This window comes from Neisseria sp. P0018.S001, from assembly GCF_051957355.1.
GTDB lineage: Bacteria > Pseudomonadota > Gammaproteobacteria > Burkholderiales > Neisseriaceae > Neisseria > Neisseria subflava_A.
Window position 1 is genome coordinate 138,508 of the sequence record NZ_JBQCWN010000004.1, and the last position, 23,816, is coordinate 162,323.

A 23,816-nucleotide genomic window follows, 5' to 3' on the forward strand; every position below is an offset into this window, starting at 1 on the left:
AATAATGGGTTTTGATTGTTCAGACGGCCTTGAGCAACAATCTGACAATGTATTCGTCTTGCGGCAGCGTCAATTTTAAATTGCGCGTATCGCCCTGCACCAAGCGCGGCCGGATACCCAGTTTTTCAATCGCTGATGCTTCATCCGTAATCTCACTTAAATCATCAACCGATAAAGCACGATGTAACAAGGCCGTCTGAAAAAGCTGCGGCGTTTGCGCCTGCCATAATCCTGCGCGTGCAACGGTTTCATCAATATGATGACTGCCGTCTGAGCGCTTGAGCGTATCAGCCACCGGTATGGCCAAAATACCGCCTTCATCATTCTCACCCGCCTCATCAAGCAAACGTGTTAACGCTTCAACAGGCAGGTAACAGCGCGCGGCATCATGAACCAAAATGTTATCTTGCGCCTCGGCCAAACCTTGCTCCAATAAAACGGACACACCATTGCGTACCGTTTCGGCACGACTTGCGCCGCCTACTCGAAAGACGCGTACTTTCTCAGACAGGGCCGTCTGAAAAACCGAATCTTCCGGCGAAAGAATAACAGCAATTAAATCTATGCGGGGGTGTTGCTCAAAGATTTCTATGGTATGTTGCAATACGGTTTTACCATTGATTTCAACATATTGTTTAGGTTTTCCTGCACCAAATCGCGCTCCCACACCGGCAGCAGGAATCAAAGCGATATTGCGGCGCATCATGCTGACACTCCGGCATCGGCCTCATCCGGCGTTTCAGCCTTGCGCCATACGCACGCTTCGCCCAAATCGTCCAAATATTTTTCATGTGCGGCCAGCTCGTCCGCATTGGCTTTGATAACTTTCAACTGCGAGGTACGTTTGGTTTCCGCAATAACGGTTTGTTTGACTTCGCCCTCTTCTTCCGCCTCGCCGCCCATCAGGTCGAACTGCTGACGCGTCATGGCAAGATAGACTTCACCCAAAAGCTCGCAGTCGATTAGCGCGCCGTGCAAAACCCGTTTGCTGCGGTCAACGGAAAAGCGGTTACACAACGCATCCAAGCTTGCCTTTTGCCCCGGAAACATTTCACGCGCCATAGCCAGCGTGTCGGTGACTTTACAACCCAGTTCCTCGATAGAAGGCAAACCCATGCGGCGGAACTCCATATTCAGGAAGCCGACGTCAAACTTAGCATTATGGATAATCAGCTCTGCGCCACGAATAAAGTCGGCAATCTGTTCACCCACTTGAGCAAACGGCGGCGCATTCTTCGCTTCCAATACTTCAATCGTCAAACCATGCACCTTCGCTGCTTCCTCCGGCATATCGCGTTCGGGGTGGACATATAAATGAAGATTGGAGTCGGTCATTTGGCGGTTGATCATTTCCAAGCCGGCAAATTCGACCAGACGGTCGCCGTTTTCAGGATAAAGACCCGTGGTCTCCGTATCGAGGATAATCTGACGTTGGCTCATGGTTGGTGGTTTCTGCAATTATCAAAACGTCCTGAATCATACTGAAGGCCGTCTGAAATGTATAGTCAGCAAAACTTTAGCTACTTTTGAAATACCCTTTTATAGCTGGATTTTTTCAGACGGCCTTTATTCTTTTTTCATCTATTGGCCAGCTATTACTCCAATTTGAGTAGAAAGCCCAATTTCTAAAAAATTTTTTAAATTTAATTTCTTTAATAATTAATACCTTACTTATAAATTAAATAATAGGAACAATTATCATTTGCAAATTTAAAAAATCGCCGTATAATACAACCCATCGAAACAAAACAACCGCACAACAGAATGAAAGGAGAAGAAAATGCCCGAAAGTATTTTTAAGCAAGTCTCCCTCGACATTCTGAGACTGCACCAGCAAGCCATCCGCTCTTTGATCGCTACCAAGTGTTGCGATGAGTGCGAAGTACACGACGCAGTATTCATTACTTTAGATGGCCGATATTATGTTTGGCTCCCTTGTATGGGCAAATCGCCCCAATCAGAAACCGGCATCCTGCTGATTGAAGATGAAGACGGCAATACACGCTTGAGCTGGGTTGCCGATACACGCGAAGTCAAGCAAAAAGACAGTCTGTACAACCGCGTTGTTTCCGCCCTGCAAAGAAAAATGCAGCGCACGAAAAACAAATTTATTCAGTCGGCAAACGCTAGATTGCTTGAGCTGACGCCTCAGCAAGGCCGTCTGACGACAAACAGCAAAGATTTCTCGCTTTCACCACATGACTTGATGAAAGCACTTTATCCGGCAACACATCAAATAGGAGAATTTGCCCTGTAACAGTTTTTGGTAGTGGTTTGTGTTCCTTTTGCGCCCCTTAAAATTTTAAAGGGGCGATTTTTTTTGCCCCTACTTTTCAGACGGCCTAAACATCGGTTTTCCAGTACAATAAAGGCCGTCTGAACATTTCCTACTTTTCAACCATGCAACTGCTCAAATACATCCAATCACAAGGCCTCGGCAGCCGCAAGCAATGCCAATGGCTGATAGACAATGACTGCATTGCCATCAACGGCGAAATCCATAATCGTGCTAAAGACGATATCGATCCGTCTCAAGTGTACACCCTGTCTGTTGACGGCGAAGAGATTGCCGCCGTACCCATGCCCTATTTCTACATTTTGCTTCATAAGCCTGCAGATTACGAGACTTCGCACAAACCCCAGCAATATCCAAGCATCTTTAGCCTGTTTCCCGACCACATGCGCAATATCGATATGCAGGCAGTCGGCCGCTTGGATGCAGACACAACCGGCATTATTCTGATTACCAACGACGGGCAATTTAACCACCGCGTTACCTCGCCCAAACACAAAGTTCCGAAGCTCTACCGTGTCACTTTGAAACATCCTGCCGACGATACCCTTTGCACTACGCTGAAAAACGGCGTCCTCCTACATGACGATAATGAAACCGTCGCCGCGGCCGAAGCAGTATTGGCCGACCCAACCACATTGATGATGACCATTACCGAGGGTAAATACCATCAGGTCAAACGCATGGTTGCAGCCGCAGGAAACCGTGTCGAACAGCTCCACCGTGAGAAATTCGGTGACTGGAATGTCAATGATTTGGCCGCCGGAGAATGGAAATTTATCCAAATCTAAAAAAATTCCAAATTTTTTCGATAAATTTTTAAACAATATGGATTTTTTATTTATTTAAAATCAAACATCTAATCCTTATCATTTTTATTTAACAGAATTTAACACTGTAAAGACTGAACTATTGTATAATTCGCCTGTCTGAGTAACACTTGCTTCGAAAGAAGTGAGTAAGTGAGTAAGACGTTTTCCCCGTAATGTGTTTGGCCATCTATACTTTCCCCTTAGTATAGATGGTTTTTTTTATCTAAAATTTGGCAATCAAGCGGGCATGCTTTCAGACGGGCCTTTCTCATCTAAAGAAGCCATCATTGCTAAACCCCATCTCCACTCATTAACTTGCCATTACTCCTTTTCTCTTTCTCGTCTCTTCCGCATCAATCTGTGCCGTTCCAATTTCAGATAAATCATTTTATAGAAAGAAAAACTATCGGCGACTATCCAAGCTAAGGTTACAGGATGTTATTAGGCAGCCTTAGATAAATACCATCTTTGTTGCCGACATACTTGAAAGCAACACCTTAGTACTATCCAATATCCTTACAACACCCCTTTCCCATATCCCACTTTCAGACAGCCTTTATCGTTACGGCTCTTTCAATCATTCATATCGTTTCAGCCAAATTCTCTGTTTGCAGGTTTCAACACCAAGCAAACCAGAGGAACTCACTAAAAATTATTCATTACATAGTTTTTTTAACTAATTTTCTTTTCCGACTTTAGTCAAGATTCGTTAAATCTTTACGGTAAAATGTTGTCTTTATTTTTATGCATCTGAGTATTTATGTCTTCCAATCAACCCCGTCAAACTTGGTCCAACCGTTTGACTTACATCCTTACTGTTGCCGGCGCGACTGTCGGCTTTGGTGCAACTTGGCGTTTCCCGTATTTGGTCGGTGAAAACGGCGGCGGCGCGTATGTATTCCTGTTCTGTATCGCCATGCTGGTCATCGGTATTCCGATGATTTTGGTGGAAAACGTCATCGGCCGCCGTAAAGGCGTGAACGCGCTGGATGCGTTTGGCGGCACAATGAATGGCAAACCCGTTGCCAAAGTTTGGAAATTGGTCGGTTGGATGGGCCTGATCGGCGCATTCGGCATCATGGCCTATTACATGGTGCTCGGCGGCTGGGTGATCAGCTACATCGTCAATATCATCGGCGGTAATTTGGACATTTCCAGTCCGGTTTCCGGCGAAGTCACCAAAAGCTTCTTTACCGAACACATCGAAAACAGCCCCTGGGAAATTGCGTTTTACACCTTCCTATTTGTGGTTGTGAACCAATGGATCTTGGTAAAAGGCGTGATCGGCGGTATTGAAAAAGCGGCAAAATACCTGATGCCTTTGCTGTTTTTATTCCTGATTGCCATGGTCGTGCGCAACGTTACCCTGCCGGGTGCAATGGAAGGCATTACCTTCTATCTGAAACCTGACTTCAGCAAAATTACAGCCGAACTATTCGTCTTCGTTTTAGGACAAGTATTCTTCGCCTTGAGCTTGGGTTTCGGTGTGATGATTACGTTATCCAGCTATCTGGATAAAAGCGAAAATCTGGTTCAGACGGCCGTAATTACCGCGATTACCAACACTTTGATTGCCGTGTTGGCGGGCTTTATGATTTTCCCTTCCCTCTTCAGCTTTGGCGTCGCCCCTAACTCCGGCCCGACGCTGGTGTTCCAAAGCCTGCCGATCGTGTTCTCCAATATGTGGGCAGGCCCAGTGTTTGCAGTGATTTTCTTCTCACTGCTTCTGATTGCCGCGCTGACCACTTCTCTGACCATTTATGAAGTGTTAATTACAACCATTCAGGAGAAAACCAAAATCCGCCGCGCAGCCGCGATTACCATCGTACTGGCAGGTATTTTTATCTTCGGCAATATCCCTTCCATCTTGAGCTACGGCCCATGGAAAGATATTTCCGTGTTTGGTAAAAACATTTTCGATGCCTTTGACTATATCAGCGGCAACATCCTGTTTATGCTGACCGCGCTTGGCTCTGCCTTGTTTGTCGGTTTCGTGATGAAAGATGAAGCGAAGGACGAATTGCTCTACAAAGGTAACCAGACCACCGTCAATATCTGGTTTGCCTATGTGAAATACCTCGTGCCATTGGTGATTCTGCTGATTTTCATCAGCAACCTGTTCTGATAAGCAAACATATAAAAAGGCCGTCTGAAAAGTTCAGACGGCCTTTATTTTGACTATGCTTTATTCAGCCCAGTTTTTCTTCTTACTGGTTTTACCGATACCGGGGTTGAAGCTGTTGGTCGGGTCAAGTTTTTTATAGAACTGTTTCAGCTCGGGCTTGGCTTCATACAGATGACCGACATTATGCTCGGCAGGATATTGCGCGCCACGTTGGTCAAGCAGATAGAGCATTTCATGTTCCAAAGCCATACAGTCGTTGCCTTTTTTAATGATGTAGTCCTGATGGAACACATGACACATAAAATGTCCGTAATACAATTTATGGATGATTTTATTGTCAATTTCCGGCGGCAGTGTTTCAAACCAATCACGATCATCACGGCGCAAGGCGATATCGAGCGCAACCAAATCTTCTACTTCATCATCATGTACAGAACGGTAACGGATCGCGGCAGAAGCCACGGCAAAGCGATGCAACATGGCCGCCTGCGTTTCTTCGGCATTACATTCGAAGAATGCGCCGCCATGGGTTGCAAAATATTCCTTCAAGAACGTGCGCGCTTCTGCTACGCCTTCGCCACCCATTTTCAAGATCAGATGGTGTTCGTATTTGTCGCGATAATTGCGCATAGATTTAGGCAAATGATCTGGCAGAATTTTGCTGACCAGCTGCATGAATTTATCGGAAAAATGCTTAGGCAAGAAGCTGACTTTTTTACCGAATCTATCGACACGCGCTTTAAAATCAAACAATTTCGGCAATTGGTGCGTACCGAATTTCTTAATCACATAGAATGTATCTTTACCATAAACGGCAGCAATATCAAAAGCATGACGATGGATATACTCACCGGAAATAGGCAGGTTTTTAAACTCACTCAAAGCAGCACGACGGATATCGGTCAGCTCATTAATATCATTTGTACCGATATAGAAAACGGCAGTCTGTTTTTCTTGTGGGAACGTATCCAAGCGTACGGCAAACACCATCAGCTTGCCCGCGCAACCTGATGCTTCGTAGTGGCGCGCAGGGTCGGCATTAAAACGGGCGGCAGTCGGTTCATTCACTTGGCGGACATGATCGCAGTATGCATGGTCATGTCCTTTGCCGGCATCTTGCGTAATGTCTTTTCGTTGATAATGGAAACCTTGCAAGTTGGTCAAAATTTCTTCAGGGGTTTCGCCCAAATCAATGCCCAAATGGTTGACCAGCTCCAGCTTGCCCTCTTCGTTGATTTGTGCAAACAGAGCCATTTCCGTATAAGCCGGGCCACGCTGTACCAATGCACCGCCGGAGTTATTACATACACCACCCAATACAGATGCGCCGATACAGGACGAACCGATCACGGAGTGCGGCTCACGGCCTAAAGGTTTCAGCAGCAGCTCCAATTGATTCAGGGTAGAACCGGGCAGGCAGACAACTTGTTCGTTATTATTAATCGGCTGAATGATGTTCAGACGCATGGTATTCACAATCACGATATCTCGGTCGTAATCATTACCATCAGGAGTCGAGCCGCCGGTCAGACCGGTATTGGCGGCCTGCGTAATCACAATGACATCAGCCTCAACACATGCCTGCAAAATTTGCCACATTTCTAACACCGTACCCGGACGGACAACTGCCAGCGCCTTGCCTTCGCCAAAACGGTAGCCTTGACGGTATTGTTCGGTTTTTGCCGGGTCTGTGATGATGTATTTTTCACCGACAGTTTGCGTCAGCCGGCTGATTAATTGTGTAGCATTCATTGCATACTCCTTGAGAGATTAATATATTTATTAGATTGCAAGCATTGTAGTAATCCATTCAATCAAAGTAAAGGCGAAACCCGTTTTTTAAACTCATCTTTTAAATAAACAAAAGGCCGTCTGAAAATTTCAGACGGCCTTTTGTTTTAAGCCTGAATAATCGATTATTCGGCTGCTTTCTCTTCGCGAGCAGGTGCTTCCAGCAAAGCTTTGATAGACAGGCGTACGCGGCCGCGATCGTCTACTTCCAATGCTTTCACGTTCACAACCTGACCTACTTGCAGGTAGTCGCTGACATTGCGTACGCGCTCGTGGGCGATTTGGCTGATGTGTACCAAACCGTCTTTGCCCGGCATCACGCTGACAATCGCGCCAACGTTGTTGTCGAGGATTTTAACCACAGTACCTTCGTACACTTTGCCCACTTCCACTTCAGCAGTGATTTCTTCGATGCGTTTTTTCGCTGCATCGCCTGCTTCTTGAGTAGTCGCAGCAATTGTGATGGTACCGTCTTCAGCGATGTTGATTTCAGTACCGGTTTCAGCAGTAATCGAACGAATAGTTTCGCCACCTTTACCAATCACATCACGGATTTTGTCTTGGTTGATTTTCATGGTGAACAAGCGTGGGGCGTGTGCAGACAGTTCTTGCGGGCCTGCAACAGCGGCTTTCATCTGATCCAAGATGTGCAAACGTGCTTCTTTGGCTTGAGCCAAAGCGATTTGCATGATTTCTTTGGTAATACCTTGGATTTTGATGTCCATTTGCAGTGCGGTCACACCTTTGGTTGTACCGGCTACTTTAAAGTCCATATCGCCCAAGTGGTCTTCGTCACCCAAGATGTCGGTCAGAACGGCAAATTTGTTGTTGTCCAAAATCAGACCCATGGCGATACCGGCAACGTGTGCTTTCAAAGGCACACCGGCAGACAACAGGCTCAGGCAGCCGCCGCAGACGGAAGCCATAGAGGAAGAGCCGTTGGATTCGGTAATTTCAGAAACCACGCGCATGGTGTAGCTGAAATCTTCAGGTTCCGGCAATACGGCCAACAACGCACGTTTAGCCAAACGGCCGTGACCGATTTCACGACGTTTTGGCGCACCTACGCGACCCACTTCACCGGTAGAGTATGGCGGGAAGTTGTAGTGCAGCATAAAGCGGTCGGTGTATTCGCCGGACAGTGCATCAATGATTTGCTCGTCGCGTGAAGTACCCAAAGTTGCAACCGCCAAAGCTTGGGTTTCGCCACGGGTAAACAGTGCAGAACCGTGAGTGCGCGGCAATACGCCGGTTTGAATGTTCAGCGGACGAACAGTGCGGGTATCGCGACCGTCGATACGCGGTTGGCCGTCCAAAATTTGGCTGCGGACAACATCGGCTTCCAAGTGTTTGAAAATGCCTTTGATTTCGTTGGCTGCCAAAGTGTCGGTTTCTTCGGTAATCAACGCTTCTTTTACAGCACTCCAAGCTTCGTCCAATTTGGCAGAACGCGCTTGTTTTTGACGGATTTTGAACGCTTCTTTAATGGTTTCACCGGCAATTTCGCGTACTTTTGCAACCAATTCTTCATTGGTTTCAGGTGCTTTCCAATCCCAAACTTCCGGGTTGACTTCATCGGCAAACTCATTGATGGCATTAATGGCCACTTGCATTTGATCGTGACCGTAAACAACCGCACCCAGCATCACTTCTTCAGACAAGATGTCGGCTTCGGACTCCACCATCAACACGGCTTTAGAAGTACCGGCAACAACCAAGTCCAATTGTGATTTGGCCAATTCGGCTTTAGTCGGGTTCAAAACGTACACGCCGTTTACATAACCTACTCGCGCAGCACCAATCGGACCAGCAAACGGTACGCCGCTCAACACCAGCGCGGCAGATGCACCCAACATTGCAGGAATGTCAGAATCAATTTCAGGGTCAACAGACACCACCATCGCTACGATTTGGATGTCGTGGTAGAAACCTTCAGGGAACAGAGGACGAATCGGACGGTCGATCAGACGGCTGGTCAGGATTTCTTTTTCGCTTTGTTTGCCTTCGCGTTTGAAGAAACCGCCGGGGATTTTACCTGCTGCGTAAGTACGCTCGAGGTAATCGACAGTCAGAGGGAAGAAGTCTTGGCCTTCTTTTACTTCTTTGTTGGTAGTAACGGCAACCAAAACAACGGTATCACCCATGGATACTTTAACGGCAGCTGCGGCTTGGCGAGCGATTTCGCCGGTTTCCAAAGTAACGGTTTGATTACCGTATTGGAAGGTCTTAACGTGTTTATTGAACATTGTTGTTCCTTTCAAAATACCGCACTGCTAAAACACTAATAATGCACACTAAAATCCGAATGTGCATAGTTAGGGTTTCAGACCGTGCGGCAGGTTATAAACAAGCTTTCAGACGGCCTTTAAAGGCACTGAAAACAACTCTCGATTATAAAGGCAACTATCCTTAAAATCCAGTATTTATACAATAAAAAGGCCGTCTGAAACATATCTCTTTCAGACGGCCTTCAAACTTAAAAATCAATCCTGAGTCAGCAAAGTCAATGCTTCCTGATATTTTTCAACTGTTTTTTGAATCACATCGGCAGGCACTGTAGGCGCAGGCGCTTTTTTGTTCCAACCGCTTTGCTCCAACCAGTCGCGGACAAATTGTTTGTCAAAAGACGGCGGATTGGTGCCGACTTTGTATTGGTCTGCAGGCCAAAAACGACTGGAGTCAGGCGTTAATACTTCGTCCATCAAAGTCAGCGTACCTTCTTCATCCAAACCAAATTCAAACTTGGTATCGCAAATGATAATACCGCGGGATTTCGCATATTCGGCCGCTTCTGTATAAAGCTGAATTGCTTTGGCGCGCACTTCCGCCGCCAATTCTTTTCCGATAATGCGTTCGCATTCTCCAAAGCTGATGTTTTCATCATGATCACCGACTGCGGCTTTGGTCGATGGCGTAAAGATCACTTCAGGCAGTTGTTGCGCTTCCTGCATACCTTCAGGCAGTTGAATACCGCAAACAGAGCCTGTCTTTTGATAATCTTTCCAACCGCTACCTGCCAGATAACCGCGCACAATGGCCTCCACTTTCACCGGAGTGAGTTTTTTAGCCACGACGGCGCGTTTTTCTAAAACTTTGGCTTCGTTTTCTGGCAAAACATCGTAAACCGTATGGCCGGTAAAATGGTTAGGCATGATATGAGCCAGTTTTTTAAACCAAAAATTGGAAATCTGCGTCAGGATCTCCCCTTTACCCGGAATCGGGTCATCCAAAATCACATCGAATGCAGACAGGCGGTCGGAAGCAACCATCAACATACGTTTATCGTCAATTTCGTACAAATCGCGTACTTTGCCAGAGTAGATTTTTTTCAAGCTGATTTCAGACATTTCGGGTATCTCTTAGGTAGACAGAAGAATACGGTATTTTAGCCCAATTTGGAATTTTTCGTCAGATTGTTTACAAAATAAAGGCCGTCTGAAACCTTATATTTTGGTTTCAGACGGCCTTATTCATTGATTTCAGAGAAGAATCCTGAAAATCACCATCCTATCAGATTACAGAAACTTGAGTCTGATCTTGGATGTGGTTTACAGCAGACAGAGAGTAGTAGTCGCCGTGGCCGGTTACTTGGTAAGTGCTACCGTCAGCAAACTTGAAGTTTTCAACTTTGTGATTGTTACCGGTGAACCAGTCGTCGATGGTGATGCTATCGTTAGTACCAACGGAAACAGTCAGGTTAGCACCAGATTTGCTCAGCAATACGTCGGAAGCTGCAACGCCTTTACCGAACAACAGGGTGTCATTACCGCTTTCCTCACGGATAGTGTCGTGACCATAACCTTTGTCGAAGAAGTAAGTGTCGTTACCGGTACCGCCGATCAGGATGTCGTTGCCGACACCACCGTCGAGGTAGTCGTTACCATCTTTGCCAACCAGACAGTCGTCACCGGCCAAACCGTACAGATGGTTGTTGCCGCCGTTACCTTCGATGTTGTTGTTCAAAGAGTTACCGGTACCGTTCAGGTTTTGCATACCTTGCAAGAACAGGTTTTCAACGTGATCGGTCAAGGTGTAGTCAATAACGGTACGAACAGTATCGATACCGGCTTGTGCATTGCCGTACTCGATAACTTGGTCGTTGGCATTGTCAACGAAGTAAACGTCGTTACCGTCGCCACCGCGCATGATGTCAGCACCGGAACCACCGTTCAGGTAGTCATTGCCAGCACCACCTTGCAGGTAGTCTTTACCCTCTTCACCGTACAGAGAGTCACCGTCAGCATCACCGTAAATGGTGTCGTTACCAGCACCGGCGTAGATTACGTCTGTGCCGTTGCCACCGTAGATGATGTCTTCGCAAGCAGTACCATAAATGGTATCTTTAGCATCAGTACCGCGGATAACGTTACCGTCTTTGCAGTCTTCAGCTCGAATGACATTACCTGGGTTTTTGTCTTCCTGACCGTATGAGTTGTTTTGGTTATGGTCGTCAACACAGTCTTTGCAGTCTGGCTCAGGTTTCGGTTCTGGTTTAGGCTCAGGTTTTGGCTCTGGCTTAGGTTCTGGTTTAGGCTCAGGTTTTGGTTGAGGTTTTGGTTCTGGTTGCGGTTCTGGTTGTGGCTCAGGTTTAGGCTCAGGTTTTGGTTGAGGTTTAGGCTGAGGTCGTGGTTTTGGTTGTGGTTTCGGTGGTGTCGGTTTGATTGGATCACAGTTGTAAGGTGGGCAAACCGGAACACATTTGTAAACGGTGGTTTTTGCTGGTGGGCAGAAAGCCGCAATAGCAGAAACCAAACCAGTTACCGCATTAACTACTGACACGCCGACGCTGGCAATGCTAGCGATACTGCTGATAGAAACAGAAGTTTTCGCTGCAGGAGCGCAGTAGTAAGATGAGAAGGAAGCCTTAGGCGCAGGAGCGCAGTAAGAACTAACCAGGGGTCTAGCATAATACCCCCCGTAACAGTATGCCATAATAATTACTCCCAAAATAGTTAATAAAGATATTGAGCTGACGGAACGAGCAAATTCCGCCCTTGCTCAATTATTATTTTAGTAATATTTTTCAAAATATTTACTCAAAAATATCAAACGGTAGAATTTGCCGATAAAAGGACGGAGTTTCGCCTTTTTTTAAATCCCATTATCCTAGAAACAATAAAAACATTAACATTGATTCACAATCTCTCAAAAAGCATAGATCCTTTATCTATCTTGTTAAAAGCTAAATTTTAACTATAGTTATAGTAAACAAACATAATACCAATAAGAAGTTATTATTATGAATAGATAATATCGACAATTTACCCAAATACATCCGCATCCGGATTTTGTTCTACGCTAATAATGTGAATTTGTCTTATTTACACTATAATGACACGAACACCTATTCAACAGCTATCAGAGGAGATACTCAACCATGCGTACTTTATTGACCGGAGCAAAAGGTCAGCTTGCCCGTTGTCTGCGCGACCGCCTGCCCGAAGATTGGGAACTGATTGCTACCGACTCTACTTCGCTGGACATTACCGATACCGAAGCCGTGCATCACATGATCAAAAACTTCCAACCAGATGCCATCGTTAATGCCGCAGCTTACACTGCCGTCGATAAAGCAGAAGAAAATGCAGAGGCTGCTTTTGCCGTCAACGCAACCGCTGTTCACAACCTAGCCGCAGCTGCCCGCGCCACACACGCCCGCTTTATCCATATTTCCACTGATTATGTATTCGACGGCGAAGGCAAACGCCCTTACCGCGAAACCGACTACACCAATCCGCGCAGCACTTACGGTCAATCCAAAGTAGCAGGCGAGCTTTTGGCTTTAGCCGCACATCCGGAAAGTACAATCGTCCGTACTTCGTGGCTGTTTAGCGAATACGGCAGCAATTTCGTTAAAACCATGTTGCGCCTTGCTAAAGAGCGTGATTCCCTCTCCATTGTCCACGACCAAACCGGTTGTCCGACTTATGCAGGCGACTTAGCTTATGCCATCATCAGTTTATTGCAACAGTCCACTTCCCCACGCGGTATCTTCCATTACTGTGGCAACAAATCGGCAACATGGTACGAATTTACCAAAGCCATCTTTCAGACGGCCCACCAATTAGACGACAGCTTCCGCATTCCGGAACTGAACGCGATTACTACCGATCAATACCCCCTGCCCGCTCCGCGTCCTGCATACAGCATTATGGATTGCTCACGCCTAGAGACCGAATTCGGTATCAAACCGTCCGACTGGCAAAAAGCCCTGCGCGAAATTCTCCGCAAAATCAACTGATAAGTTGATTCATCTATATCAAGGCCGTCTGAAAACATATTTTCAGACGGCCTCTTTGTTTCTTTTATATCAAATGCTTTATCTATCCAGTCTGTCATTTGAAAAGTGCTACAATAGCCGTTTATTTTATTTTTCAGACGGCCTGACAATATGTGCAACCATCATCCTAAACATTCACACGATAACGACACCATCCGCATCCGCGGCGCGCGTACACATAATTTGAAAAATGTCGATTTAGACATTCCGCGCCACAAGCTCGTGGTGGTAACAGGATTGTCAGGCAGCGGTAAATCATCGCTGGCGTTTGATACTTTGTATGCCGAAGGGCAACGCCGTTATGTTGAGAGCCTTTCCGCCTATGCCCGTCAGTTTTTACAGATGATGGACAAACCCGATGTCGATTTGATTGAAGGCCTGTCGCCCGCAATTTCCATCGAGCAAAAATCCACCAGTCACAATCCGCGCTCAACCGTCGGCACGGTTACGGAAATCCACGATTACCTGCGCCTTTTGTACGCACGCGTCGGCACGCCGTATTGCCCCGAACACAATCTGCCGCTATCCAGTCAAACCGTATCACAGATGGTCGATGCCGTATTGAAACTGCCGGAAGACACGCGCGTGATGATTTTGGCGCCGGCAGTGCGCGAGCGTAAGGGCGAGTTTGTCGATTTCTTTGCCGACTTGCAGGCTCAGGGTTTTGCGCGTGTACGCGTGGACGGCGAAGTCTATCAGCTTGACGAAGTACCGAAGCTGGAAAAAAACATCAAACACAACATCGACGTCGTCATCGACCGTGTTAAAGTAAAAGCCGACATTAAACAACGACTGGCGGAAAGTTTTGAAACCGCGCTTCGCCACGGCAACGAACGCGCACTGGCGATGGAAATGGACAGCGGCGAAGAACATTGGTTCTCCGCGCGTTTCGCCTGTCCCGTATGTTCATACAGCCTACCCGAATTAGAGCCGCGCCTGTTTTCCTTCAACAACCCGATGGGTTCCTGCCCGACTTGCGACGGCTTGGGCAACACCAACTTTTTCGACCCCGAAAAAGTGGTCGCCCATCCCGAATTATCCTTAGCCGCAGGCGCGATTGACGGCTGGGACAAACGCAACCAATTCTATTTCCAAATGATTCAATCGCTGGCGCATCATTATAAATTTGATGTCAACGCCGCTTGGGAAACCCTACCGGAAAAAGTCAGAAAAGTTGTCTTGCACGGTTCGGGTAAAGAAGTCATCGACTTCACCTACCTGTCCGAACGCGGCACCACCTTCAACCGCAGCCACGCCTTCGAAGGCATCATTCCCAATCTCGAACGCCGCTACCGCGAAACCGACAGCGAAACCGTGCGCGAAAAACTGCGCGAATACCAAAACCACCGCGCCTGCCCGAGCTGCGGCGGCGCACGTTTGCGCAAAGAAGCCCGCTACGTTTACGTCAGCGGCAAACCCTTGCACGAAGTCTCCGCCTGGCCGCTGACCAAAACCCACCAATTCTTTGAAACGCTGGATTTAGACGGCAACAAAAAACAAATCGCCGAAAAAATCCTCAAAGAAATCACCGAGCGGCTCGGCTTCCTGATTAACGTCGGACTGGATTACCTGAATTTAAGCCGCTCCGCCGAAACCCTTTCCGGTGGCGAAGCCCAGCGCATCCGCCTCGCCAGTCAAATCGGCAGCGGACTGACCGGCGTAATGTACGTTTTGGACGAACCCTCCATCGGCCTGCACCAGCGCGACAACGACCGCCTGCTCGCCACACTCAAACGCCTGCGCGATTTGGGCAACAGCGTTATTGTGGTCGAACACGACGAAGACGCCATCCGCGAAGCCGATTTTGTCGTCGATATGGGTCCCGGCGCAGGCGAACACGGCGGCAACGTACTGATTGCCGATACCCCCGAAAACGTCGCCAAATGCGAGCAATCCATTACCGGACAATACCTCAGCGGTAAAAAATCCATTGCCGTGCCGTCTGAACGCACGCCCGTCAATCCCGACCGAATGCTCGTCCTCAAGGGCGCGCGCGGCAACAACCTCAAAAACGTTACCCTCGAACTGCCGCTCGGTTTGATTACCTGCATCACCGGCGTATCCGGCAGCGGCAAATCCACCCTGATTAACGACACCCTCGCCAAAATCACCGCCCGCGAACTCAACCGCGCCCAAGAAGAACCCGCCCCATACGACGACATCCATGGCCTCGAACACCTCGACAAAGTCATCAACGTCGACCAATCCCCCATCGGCCGCACCCCGCGTTCCAACCCCGCCACCTACACCGGCCTGTTCACCCCCATCCGCGAACTCTTCGCCGGTGTACCTCTCTCGCGCGAACGCGGCTACAACGTCGGCAGATTCTCCTTCAACGTCAAAGGCGGCCGCTGCGAAGCCTGCCAAGGCGACGGCGTCATCAAAGTCGAAATGCACTTCCTGCCCGACGTGTACGTCCCCTGCGAAGTCTGCCACGGCAAACGCTACAACCGCGAAACGCTCGAAATCCAATACAAAGGCAAAAACATCAGCCAAGTCCTCGACATGACCGTTGAAGAAGCCCGCGAATTTTTCGACGCCGTCCCCACCGTATCGCGCAAACTGCAAACTCTGATGGACGTAGGCCTCGGTTACATCCGCCTCGGCCAATCCGCCACGACCCTCTCCGGCGGCGAAGCCCAACGCGTCAAACTCGCCTTGGAACTCTCCAAACGCGACACCGGCAGAACGCTCTACATCCTCGACGAACCCACCACCGGCCTGCACTTCGCCGACATCGCCCTATTGCTGGAAGTCATAGGTCGTCTGAAAGGCAAAGGCAACTCGATAGTGATTATCGAGCATAATCTGGATGTGATTAAAACAGCGGATTGGATTGTGGATTTGGGGCCGGAAGGCGGCGATGGTGGTGGTAAAATTATCGCTTCAGGTAGCCCTGAGGAAGTGGCGAGGGTTAAGGGAAGTTATACTGGAAAGTATTTGAAGACAGTTTTATAAAGGAAAATAGCAATGTCTTTTGATAATGATTTTTATAGAGATGAAATTTCTGATATTCAAGATAGCATTAAAGCTCAAGATGCTAAAATTGGTATTCTATGTGTGATTTGCTTTCTGCCAATTAGCCAAGCAACAAACTCTGCTGAGCTAATCACTAAAATATTACAACATTCTTGCTTCGGAAAAATACTAATATTTATCATTGGATTATCTTGGTTTTTATCTATTGGCTCATTATTTTTTGCTCTGTATCCAAGATTTAAGAAAAAGCATCCTACTCTTGCAGAGAAAGAAACGAAAGATCATAATGTTCAACAATTAGAAATTGAATTAAATAACTTATACGATATATTAAAAATTAAAATATCTGCTATTAAAATAGCCTTATGGGCTATTTCATTATTTTGCTTATTATGTCTCCTTGCCATTATATTTTCGATTTAAGGGATGAAAATGACTAGCTATATGAATGATTTTCAGAGAGAAATGATACAAGATTTAATTAATAAACAATTAGATATTGCTGATCAATTTTGGAAAGAAAGTGGATCAAATTTGGAAAATGAAGAATCTAAAAGGCGTGAGCTTGCTTTTGAAAGCCTTAATAAGTCTGAAAGTATAGTTTGTGATAGTGCAGAACCCCTTGATACTAGGTTACCGGGGGTCCCTAAAATTCCTGAATACAAAAGTAGAAATGAAGAATTAATTGCACTAGTTGCTGACATGCGAGACTCAACTAAACATGCAAAAACCCAAATTAATGTACAAGGACAACCTTTTAGTCCTTTGCGCAGAATTTTTCTAGAAACATCAGCCTTATTACCAGCTATAGAAAAAACTATAAACTTTGAAAATGGGGAAGTCACAGAATATCTAGGAGATGGGGTTTTAGGTTTCTTTCAGTTGACAGGAGAAGATGAGGATATTTATAAAGTTAATAGAACAGCTCAAAGGATTATCTTTGATGTCAGAGAATTAGTAAATAATTCAATATCTAACAGATACGGGTTACCTAAAGAAATTCATATAGGTGTTGGATTAGCAAAAAGTCATACTATCATACATGCAATTGGTTTAGATAATAAGAAACATGTAAAAGCGTTTGGTAGTTGCGTATATGATGCAACAAAATTATCATCTGGCCGTAATAAAATTGGTGTTTCTCCTGAAATTCGAAAGATGTGGCCACAAGGAAGGGGAGGTCAGATTCGTTTTAGACCTAAAAACTTCCTAAATATTTTTTCAGGATTTGAAATTACAAATTCAAATGAATAATTATATAAGCAAGCCGTAGCCTGCATACTCAACCGACCGCGTGCGTGGCTGCACCACACACCCTACCTGTGAATTACACGGAACTTCAAAACCAGCGCGTAGGGTGTGTGCGGTACGCACGCACGCGGTTGTTTGATTGATGGCTTTCTGTTGTAAATTAAACTTAGTTAAAACTAACGCTTTCAGACGGCATGAAAAATGGCCGTCTGAAAATTGAAAATATTTCATCTAAAATAACTCTCCTAACTCACAAAACAAAAAACGGATTCCAAATCATTGGAATCCGTTTTTCTGTAAAGCTTAGCCGTATTATTTAGCTTCTTCTTTAGCGTCTTCAGCAGCTTCTTTGGCATCTTCCGCTGCGTCTTTTGCTTCTTCTTTAGCCTCTTCAGCGGCATCTTTGGCTTCTTCGGCTTTTTCTTCAGGAGTTTCTGCAGCAGGAACGCCTTTCAAAGCGTCCAAAGAAGTTTTACAAGTTGCATCACGTTGGTCTGCAGGCAGGTTTTTCAACGCCTCTTTGGTTTGTTCGAAAGATTTTTGCATCATGTCTTTGGTTGCGGCATCTACGTCTTTAGTTGCTTCGGCAAATGCTTTTTCGTACTCGTCACAAACGGCAGAAGAAGATGAGCCTGAACCGCCGCCGCATGCTGACAGGGACAGGGCTGCCAATAAAGCTGCCAATAAAGCTGATGTTTTCATGTGTCTCTCGCTTTTTTAAATTTAGGTTAAAGGACGTTATATGTTAATTAATTATATGAAGGTGTCAATAGTTTTTGTTTAATTTAATCAAAACTATATCATTGAAAGAGCCAGCCTATCTCAACATGATCAAGGCCGTCTGAAATTTCAGACGGCCTTTGCTTTTATAAGTAATTCTTTTTCCAACGATTACGCCGCTTTACGGTGATAATGTCTGAGCGCGTGCTCTTTGCGTCGTCCGCTGGAGAAGGCGGATACGCGTTTCAGATAGCCGATCACTCGGGTGCCGTAGTCGATATCGTGGCTGCCACAGGCGGAACAGGCGTGTAAGGTGCGTTTGTCGATGTGGCCGCATTCGTTGCAAATGGTGATGCGCACGTTCACGCAGAAGTAGTTGCAGCCGGTTTGCGCAGCAATGTCCAAGAGGGAGCGGTAGCCGGATTCGGGCAAGGCTTCGTCGAGGTTTAGGTGCAGCGCGGAGCCGCCGTCGAGCCAGTCCACCAGTTCTTTGCCGTGCAGCAGGAATTTATCGAGCGCGTTGATTTCTTCGTCTTCGACGACGTAGAAATAGGAGTTGTAGCATTCGCGGCTGACTTTGTAGCCGTCGGCTTTGTCCCATTTGGCGTTTTTCACGCCGAGGTTTTCAGCAGGGACAAACTCAGTGTTGAACTTCACGCCGTAGTGTTTGCTGGCGGCTTGGTTGGCTTCAAATATGGTTTTCAGACGGCCTTGGACGAAGTTGATGTAGTCGTCGTTGTAGCCGACTTTGATGCCTTGCGATTCGGCTGCTTCCGCCATGCCGTTGATGCCGATGGTGAGGAACTGTTTGTCCAGCGTGATGAAGCCTGCATCGTAAACGGGCAGCATGCCGGCAGCTTGGTATTCTTCCATCAGTTTGCGGTAGGCGTATTGGTATTTGTGGATTTTGGCTACTTCGGCGGCAAGGTCACGCCCGTCTTGTTCCAGCCGGTTCATATTGATGGTGATGACGTTGATGGAACCGGTCGCCACGCCACCCGCGCCGAGTGTGTAGCTGAAGGTGCGGTCTTCAATGGCGTTGCGCAGGCGGCAGCAGGAAGCCAAGGAGTCAGGGTTGTCGGAAAGATAGACGAAGAAGGAATTGCCCTCCTCCAACTCTTTCGCCATTTCGTCGGCAAACACGGTGTCTTTGCATTTGCCGCCGTCGGTCAGCATTGCGGCGGTCACGACGGGGAAAGTCAAAACGGCTTTGGTGCGCTCCTGATTGAACCATTTGAGGAAGAAGTTTTGCAGCTTCGCCACGCTCGCCCACACCGGTTTGCTGAAATCGGGAAAAACAAAATCGCCGAACATCGCATCGAAATAGTATTGATCGTAAACAGAAATATTCCAAAACACGCTCTGATAGCCGCGCGCGGCGGCGGGCTGATTGATGCTGTACACCACCTGCTGCATGTGGTTGGCGATTTCTTTGCCGTGGGTTTCCAAATAATCGTCGCCGTAGTCTTTGCGTGCGAAGTAGTCGAAATAAGTCAGAAATTCCACCGTCGCCACCGCGCCGGCAAACTGCGCGCTGATGGCAAACACTAGGTTGATAAACGAACCGCAAAACGAAGCCAGATGCTGCGGCGCCTTGGATTCGCCGCCGAGTTTGCTTAAGCCGTCGAGCAGGAAGGGATACAGCGTAACCGACACACAATAAGGCTTGAGGCTGGTTTCGTCGTGCACATAAATCTCATGCGCCTCAATCTGGCGGATGTATTCGGCGGCAACAGATTGGTCGAAAATTTCGGCGATTTTGCGCGACACTTGGGCGCGGTTAATCTGCACGAAAAAGTCTTTCATGATTTCCGCTTCCATCGTGGCGATGTTTTTTTGCGTTACGTTGGCGTTGGCGTCCATTTTCGAGCCGTCCGCCGCGTTTTGCGCGCTGATGTAGTCGCGCATGAATTGTAGTTTTCCGTTTAACTGTTCGGGATGCAGCCGAATCATGTTAATTCTCCTGTATGGTTTGGATGATTTATTAAACAATGACGGTTGGGCCGTCTGAAACATCGCTGTCAGCGAATACAATAAATTCAATTTAAATCAGTGCAATACAACATTGAGCTAAATTGAAGCCACTGGAAAAACTTTAGGCGTAGGTTTGTCTTTGATAAACAATCGGTTCAACACTTCGCCCGTACGCAAATCAATAAACTTCTGATTGGTGGTCGGGCTGTCCAAGCCGCCCAGCTCCATCTGCCAGCGGCCGGTTTTCAGATACGTCAGATAAGTCAGGATGCCATCTGAAACCGCCTCCAACTCCTCACGCTCCAGGCCTGTGTACAAACAGGCTTTCAAACCTTCCTGCGTAACAATAGCCAGCATTTTCTGTAAGGCTTTCGGTTGCCACTCCCCGCCCATAAACAACACGCAGCTAATTAGCCCGCGATAGCGTTTCAGACGGCCTTTTAAATACTCCTCGGTCAATTCCGTGCCGATACCCTCTTTCCATGTATCGGCACTGTGGCAACCTTTGCAACGCAGCGGACAACCTGAAAACAGAAATGCCAGCGACACTTCGCCGGGCACTTCCTGCCAAACAATTTGCTCAACTGTAAATTTCAAGCTACTCATTGCAATACCATAAACACAAGATATGGTGCGAATTAAAACACAAGACTACTAGATATGGTATTTTTATTTAACAATGTATTTTACTCATATAATAGATTTTTATTATTTATCTAATTGTCTATTACTATAAAATAGCAGTTTTAAACAAATAAAAAGGCCGTCTGAACACGATTCAGACAGCCTGTAATTAAAAAAAGAAAAGCAAACTCCGTTATAACAAAGACAGTTTTAACAAATCAAAAAAGGCCGTCTGAAATCATCTTTCAGACGACCTCAATTTCAGGTTTTAGCCCCGATTCGAGCCTTTAACCATATCCATCAAAAACAATCGGCAATCCAAGTTACCATTAAACAGCGGAATTTTACGCTTCGGAGAAAGGCGCATAAATTTCGGCATATCGCGATCGCCGGTAAACATCCCAGCCAGCCAGCCTGCGTAGTGCTGTTTCAACCATGTGCCCAGTTGCGGATAAAGCGCCTGTAAAGCCTGAATTTCGGCAAGGCGCACGCCATAAGGCGGATTGGAAATCATAATGCCGTGTTCGCCGTTCGGTCGCGCGGCCTGCGCATCTTGCACGTCAAAGCGGATGAAATTATCCACTTCGGCGGCTTGGGCATTGGCCAATGCAGCACGAATCATATAGCGGTCATTATCGCTACCGGAAATTGGCGCGGTGGCCGGTTTGATTTGTTTTTCAGCTTCACGGCGCAGGGCTTGCCATTTTTCTTTATCGAAGTTTTGCAGTTTTTCAAAACCGAAACGGCGCATCAAGCCCGGCGCACGGTGTGTCGCAATCCATGCAGCCTCAATGGCAATCGTGCCACTGCCGCAAAACGGGTCTTGGAAAGGTTGCGTACCGTCGTAGCTAGCCAAAAGCAGCAAACCTGCCGCCAAGTTTTCCCTCAATGGCGCTTCGCCGGTATCCTGACGATAGCCGCGTTTGAAGAGTGCTTCGCCGGAAGTATCGATAAAGATTTCCACATTGCGCTCATCGATAAAGGCATGAATGCGGATATCGGGGTTGATTTTGCCCACGCTCGGACGCGCATCATAAATATCGCGGAAGGCATCACAGACGGCATCTTTGATTTTCAAACCGACAAAATCCAAGCTTTTCACATTGGCGCGCTTGCCTTCGACTTTGACTTTGAAGGTCTGCTCCAGCTTAAACCAACCTGTCCAATGCAGATTTCGTGCGAGTTTGTAGATATCGTGTTCGTTGCGATAACCGCCTTTGGTCAAGCGCAGTAAAACGCGGCTGGCAACGCGCGAATGCAGGTTGATACGATACACCTGCTCCATCGTGCCTTTACATGCCACACCGCCGTCAACAGCGCGGATATCCTGACATGCCATGTTTTCGAGTTCCTGCGTCAAAGGCGCTTCCAAACCGCGAGGACAAGTGATAAAAAGTGAATAAACCGTCATATAAAACCTTTCCGGGTAGAGCTATCCGAACCACTCGGATAACAAATAAAAACAATATTATAGCCGAAAAACCAAAAGGCCGTCTGAAACTTCAGACGGCCTTTGAACAAAGTTTGCTTAGTGATCCAAACTGTCGGTTTCAACCTTAACCGCTTTATCCGTTTTATCTTCCGGCAAAACCAAGTTCAACAATACCGCCATAATACCGCCGGCAGAGATTGAGTTTTGGAACAATACCGGCAGGTTTTTGAACACTTCCGGCTCAAATGCCACGCCCAAACCCAAACCTACAGAAGTTGCCGCGATAACCGCTTCACGGCGGCGAATACCGTGGCTGACCAAAATCCGCACACCGGCAATCGCAATCAGGCCGAACATCAACACCATCGCGCCACCCAAAACCGGACTCGGAATCGTAGTAAACGCGCGGCCGATGACGGGGAACAAGCCCAACAATACTAAAATCGCCGCAATATATTTGCCCACATGGCGCGAAGCCACGCCGGTCATTTGAATCACGCCGTTGTTTTGCGCAAAAGTAGTCAAAGGCAAAGAGCCCAACGCAGTCGCAATCACAGATACCAAACCATCTGCCAATACCCCGCCGCGCAGACGTTTGGTGTATTCCTCACCCTCAATCGGCTGCTCGGAGACCATCGCAGTCGCCGTCAAATCGCCTACCGCTTCAAATACGCTCAACAAGAAAATCGCACCGGCAACGATAAACGCGTGCCAATCAAATGCGAAACCATATTTAAACGGCACAGGCAGGGTAATTAGCGGCAGGTTTTGCAGGGCGGAAAAATCCACTTTGCCCAAAAACAGCGCAACAATATAACCGACAATCAAACCCACCGCGATACCGCTCATGCGCAGCAATGGATTTTTCAAGCAGTTGAAAACCAATACAATCAGTAACACCAGCGATGCCAGACCCAAGTTTTCCATCGAGCCGAACGTGCCGTCTGCTTTCGCACCGAAGCCGCCGCCGAAATCGGTAATGCCGACATGCACCAAGCTCAGGCCGATCAGCATCACGACCACGCCGCTTACCGTCGGCGTAATCACTTTTTTCAAATAAGGCAAAAGCCAAGCGGAGAAACACACCAAAAACGCGCCGACAAAGGACACGCCCAAAAGCGTTGAAATCATCGCATCTTCAGTCAAACCGCCCTCTTTCATACCAGTACCGAGTGCAATCATCACGGTAACAAAAGAGAAGTTGACCGACTGAATCGACAACATGCCCGAACCGACCGGCCCGAAACGGTTGACCTGCAAATAAGTGCCGACACCCGAAGCCACCATCGCCATCGACACCAAATAAGCCGTCATTTCAACCGGCAGCTCCAATGCCCCGCCGACAATCAGTGCCGGAGTAATCATCGGAACAAAAATCGCCAGAAGGTGCGTAACCGCACTCAACAACGCATTCCCAAACGGCGGCTTATCTTCCAAACCGTAAACCAAATCAGGCGAACCGGCCTGTTTATCTGTTATTTCGGCCATAATGACCCTTTCTTAAGAATCGTTAAAAAATATTAAGATGCGCATTT

Annotated in this window: 19 protein-coding genes; 7 read left to right on the top strand and 12 right to left on the bottom strand. The window is 47.2% G+C overall.

Annotated features, from left to right (window positions below; genetic code table 11):
- Positions 1-19: 19 nt before the first annotated feature.
- Together ispD and dnaQ are read right to left on the bottom strand one after the other, a co-directional pair.
- The gene (gene ispD / locus ACTHTJ_RS04340; RefSeq protein ID WP_070585435.1) at positions 20-706 is read right to left on the bottom strand and encodes a 2-C-methyl-D-erythritol 4-phosphate cytidylyltransferase; all 687 of its coding nucleotides are present in this window, start codon (positions 704-706) and stop codon (positions 20-22) included.
- Positions 703-1,440, bottom strand: a complete 738-nt coding sequence (gene dnaQ / locus ACTHTJ_RS04345; RefSeq protein ID WP_070585437.1) for a DNA polymerase III subunit epsilon — start codon at positions 1,438-1,440, stop codon at positions 703-705. The genes ispD and dnaQ overlap by 4 nt, the downstream gene beginning before the upstream one ends.
- 340 nt (positions 1,441-1,780) lie before the next feature.
- Between dnaQ and ACTHTJ_RS04350 the strand changes: the two genes are divergently transcribed.
- The 3 genes from ACTHTJ_RS04350 (at position 1,781) to ACTHTJ_RS04360 (ending at position 5,230) form a co-directional block, all read left to right on the top strand.
- A complete protein-coding gene (locus tag ACTHTJ_RS04350; protein WP_049348077.1) occupies positions 1,781-2,257 on the top strand; it encodes a hypothetical protein in 477 nt (158 codons plus the stop codon).
- Between the two features lie 143 nt (positions 2,258-2,400).
- Positions 2,401-3,084, top strand: coding sequence for a 16S rRNA pseudouridine(516) synthase (locus ACTHTJ_RS04355; protein ID WP_107868305.1), 684 nt, complete (start codon positions 2,401-2,403; stop codon positions 3,082-3,084).
- Between the two features lie 781 nt (positions 3,085-3,865).
- Positions 3,866-5,230, top strand: a complete 1,365-nt coding sequence (locus ACTHTJ_RS04360; RefSeq protein ID WP_070585441.1) for a sodium-dependent transporter — start codon at positions 3,866-3,868, stop codon at positions 5,228-5,230.
- A 60-nt stretch (positions 5,231-5,290) separates the two neighbouring features.
- Here the strand turns inward: ACTHTJ_RS04360 and dld are convergent, their stop codons facing one another.
- The 4 genes from dld to ACTHTJ_RS04380 form a co-directional block, all read right to left on the bottom strand.
- Positions 5,291-6,982: a D-lactate dehydrogenase gene (gene dld, locus ACTHTJ_RS04365; RefSeq protein WP_070585444.1), complete on the bottom strand. Its 1,692-nt coding sequence runs from the start codon at positions 6,980-6,982 to the stop codon at positions 5,291-5,293.
- Between the two features lie 164 nt (positions 6,983-7,146).
- On the bottom strand, positions 7,147-9,267 hold the full coding sequence (pnp, locus tag ACTHTJ_RS04370; protein WP_070585446.1) for a polyribonucleotide nucleotidyltransferase: 2,121 nt from the start codon (positions 9,265-9,267) through the stop codon (positions 7,147-7,149).
- Between the two features lie 237 nt (positions 9,268-9,504).
- Positions 9,505-10,368 carry a phosphoribosylaminoimidazolesuccinocarboxamide synthase gene (locus ACTHTJ_RS04375; protein ID WP_070585448.1) on the bottom strand — a complete coding sequence of 288 codons (864 nt, stop codon included), beginning with the start codon at positions 10,366-10,368 and terminating at the stop codon, positions 9,505-9,507.
- Positions 10,369-10,531: 163 nt separating this feature from the next.
- The gene (locus ACTHTJ_RS04380; protein WP_440360784.1) at positions 10,532-11,953 is read right to left on the bottom strand and encodes a calcium-binding protein; all 1,422 of its coding nucleotides are present in this window, start codon (positions 11,951-11,953) and stop codon (positions 10,532-10,534) included.
- Between the two features lie 445 nt (positions 11,954-12,398).
- Between ACTHTJ_RS04380 and rfbD the strand changes: the two genes are divergently transcribed.
- The 4 genes from rfbD to ACTHTJ_RS04400 all read left to right on the top strand — a co-directional run bounded on the left by rfbD (position 12,399) and on the right by ACTHTJ_RS04400 (position 17,534).
- Positions 12,399-13,262 (top strand): dTDP-4-dehydrorhamnose reductase, encoded by an 864-nt coding sequence (gene rfbD / locus ACTHTJ_RS04385; protein ID WP_070585450.1) that lies wholly within the window; start codon positions 12,399-12,401, stop codon positions 13,260-13,262.
- Between the two features lie 150 nt (positions 13,263-13,412).
- Positions 13,413-16,259, top strand: coding sequence for an excinuclease ABC subunit UvrA (gene uvrA / locus ACTHTJ_RS04390; RefSeq protein ID WP_440360785.1), 2,847 nt, complete (start codon positions 13,413-13,415; stop codon positions 16,257-16,259).
- Between the two features lie 12 nt (positions 16,260-16,271).
- Complete coding sequence (locus ACTHTJ_RS04395; protein ID WP_314376869.1) at positions 16,272-16,703, top strand: hypothetical protein; 432 nt, start codon at positions 16,272-16,274, stop codon at positions 16,701-16,703.
- A gap of 9 nt (positions 16,704-16,712) precedes the next feature.
- Complete coding sequence (locus ACTHTJ_RS04400) at positions 16,713-17,534, top strand: hypothetical protein (protein ID WP_314765940.1); 822 nt, start codon at positions 16,713-16,715, stop codon at positions 17,532-17,534.
- On the opposite strand, the gene ACTHTJ_RS04405 is transcribed toward ACTHTJ_RS04400, so the two are convergent.
- From ACTHTJ_RS04405 to ACTHTJ_RS04430, 6 genes are all read right to left on the bottom strand, one after another.
- A complete protein-coding gene (locus ACTHTJ_RS04405) occupies positions 17,535-17,762 on the bottom strand; it encodes a hypothetical protein (protein ID WP_440360786.1) in 228 nt (75 codons plus the stop codon). It abuts the gene before it with no gap.
- A gap of 81 nt (positions 17,763-17,843) precedes the next feature.
- Complete coding sequence (locus tag ACTHTJ_RS04410; protein WP_070504841.1) at positions 17,844-18,233, bottom strand: DUF5339 family protein; 390 nt, start codon at positions 18,231-18,233, stop codon at positions 17,844-17,846.
- A 189-nt stretch (positions 18,234-18,422) separates the two neighbouring features.
- The gene (nrdD, locus tag ACTHTJ_RS04415) at positions 18,423-20,267 is read right to left on the bottom strand and encodes an anaerobic ribonucleoside-triphosphate reductase (RefSeq protein WP_083296586.1); all 1,845 of its coding nucleotides are present in this window, start codon (positions 20,265-20,267) and stop codon (positions 18,423-18,425) included.
- A 54-nt stretch (positions 20,268-20,321) separates the two neighbouring features.
- Complete coding sequence (gene nrdG / locus ACTHTJ_RS04420) at positions 20,322-20,831, bottom strand: anaerobic ribonucleoside-triphosphate reductase activating protein (RefSeq protein ID WP_440360787.1); 510 nt, start codon at positions 20,829-20,831, stop codon at positions 20,322-20,324.
- Between the two features lie 286 nt (positions 20,832-21,117).
- The gene (locus tag ACTHTJ_RS04425) at positions 21,118-22,260 is read right to left on the bottom strand and encodes a THUMP domain-containing class I SAM-dependent RNA methyltransferase (RefSeq protein WP_440360788.1); all 1,143 of its coding nucleotides are present in this window, start codon (positions 22,258-22,260) and stop codon (positions 21,118-21,120) included.
- A gap of 117 nt (positions 22,261-22,377) precedes the next feature.
- The gene (locus tag ACTHTJ_RS04430; RefSeq protein WP_440360789.1) at positions 22,378-23,769 is read right to left on the bottom strand and encodes a nucleobase:cation symporter-2 family protein; all 1,392 of its coding nucleotides are present in this window, start codon (positions 23,767-23,769) and stop codon (positions 22,378-22,380) included.
- Positions 23,770-23,816 lie beyond the last annotated feature (47 nt).

Excerpts from the sequence above, each read along its gene's own strand:
- ispD (WP_070585435.1), bottom strand. The coding sequence starts at position 706 with ATGATGCGCCGCAATATCGCTTTGATTCCTGCTGCCGGTGTGGGAGCG.
- dnaQ (WP_070585437.1), bottom strand. The coding sequence starts at position 1,440 with ATGAGCCAACGTCAGATTATCCTCGATACGGAGACCACGGGTCTTTAT.
- ACTHTJ_RS04350 (WP_049348077.1), top strand. The coding sequence starts at position 1,781 with ATGCCCGAAAGTATTTTTAAGCAAGTCTCCCTCGACATTCTGAGACTG.
- ACTHTJ_RS04355 (WP_107868305.1), top strand. The coding sequence starts at position 2,401 with ATGCAACTGCTCAAATACATCCAATCACAAGGCCTCGGCAGCCGCAAG.
- ACTHTJ_RS04360 (WP_070585441.1), top strand. The coding sequence starts at position 3,866 with ATGTCTTCCAATCAACCCCGTCAAACTTGGTCCAACCGTTTGACTTAC.
- dld (WP_070585444.1), bottom strand. The coding sequence starts at position 6,982 with ATGAATGCTACACAATTAATCAGCCGGCTGACGCAAACTGTCGGTGAA.
- pnp (WP_070585446.1), bottom strand. The coding sequence starts at position 9,267 with ATGTTCAATAAACACGTTAAGACCTTCCAATACGGTAATCAAACCGTT.
- ACTHTJ_RS04375 (WP_070585448.1), bottom strand. The coding sequence starts at position 10,368 with ATGTCTGAAATCAGCTTGAAAAAAATCTACTCTGGCAAAGTACGCGAT.
- ACTHTJ_RS04380 (WP_440360784.1), bottom strand. The coding sequence starts at position 11,953 with ATGGCATACTGTTACGGGGGGTATTATGCTAGACCCCTGGTTAGTTCT.
- rfbD (WP_070585450.1), top strand. The coding sequence starts at position 12,399 with ATGCGTACTTTATTGACCGGAGCAAAAGGTCAGCTTGCCCGTTGTCTG.
- uvrA (WP_440360785.1), top strand. The coding sequence starts at position 13,413 with ATGTGCAACCATCATCCTAAACATTCACACGATAACGACACCATCCGC.
- ACTHTJ_RS04395 (WP_314376869.1), top strand. The coding sequence starts at position 16,272 with ATGTCTTTTGATAATGATTTTTATAGAGATGAAATTTCTGATATTCAA.
- ACTHTJ_RS04400 (WP_314765940.1), top strand. The coding sequence starts at position 16,713 with ATGACTAGCTATATGAATGATTTTCAGAGAGAAATGATACAAGATTTA.
- ACTHTJ_RS04405 (WP_440360786.1), bottom strand. The coding sequence starts at position 17,762 with ATGAAATATTTTCAATTTTCAGACGGCCATTTTTCATGCCGTCTGAAA.
- ACTHTJ_RS04410 (WP_070504841.1), bottom strand. The coding sequence starts at position 18,233 with ATGAAAACATCAGCTTTATTGGCAGCTTTATTGGCAGCCCTGTCCCTG.
- nrdD (WP_083296586.1), bottom strand. The coding sequence starts at position 20,267 with ATGTTTCAGACGGCCCAACCGTCATTGTTTAATAAATCATCCAAACCA.
- nrdG (WP_440360787.1), bottom strand. The coding sequence starts at position 20,831 with ATGAGTAGCTTGAAATTTACAGTTGAGCAAATTGTTTGGCAGGAAGTG.
- ACTHTJ_RS04425 (WP_440360788.1), bottom strand. The coding sequence starts at position 22,260 with ATGACGGTTTATTCACTTTTTATCACTTGTCCTCGCGGTTTGGAAGCG.
- ACTHTJ_RS04430 (WP_440360789.1), bottom strand. The coding sequence starts at position 23,769 with ATGGCCGAAATAACAGATAAACAGGCCGGTTCGCCTGATTTGGTTTAC.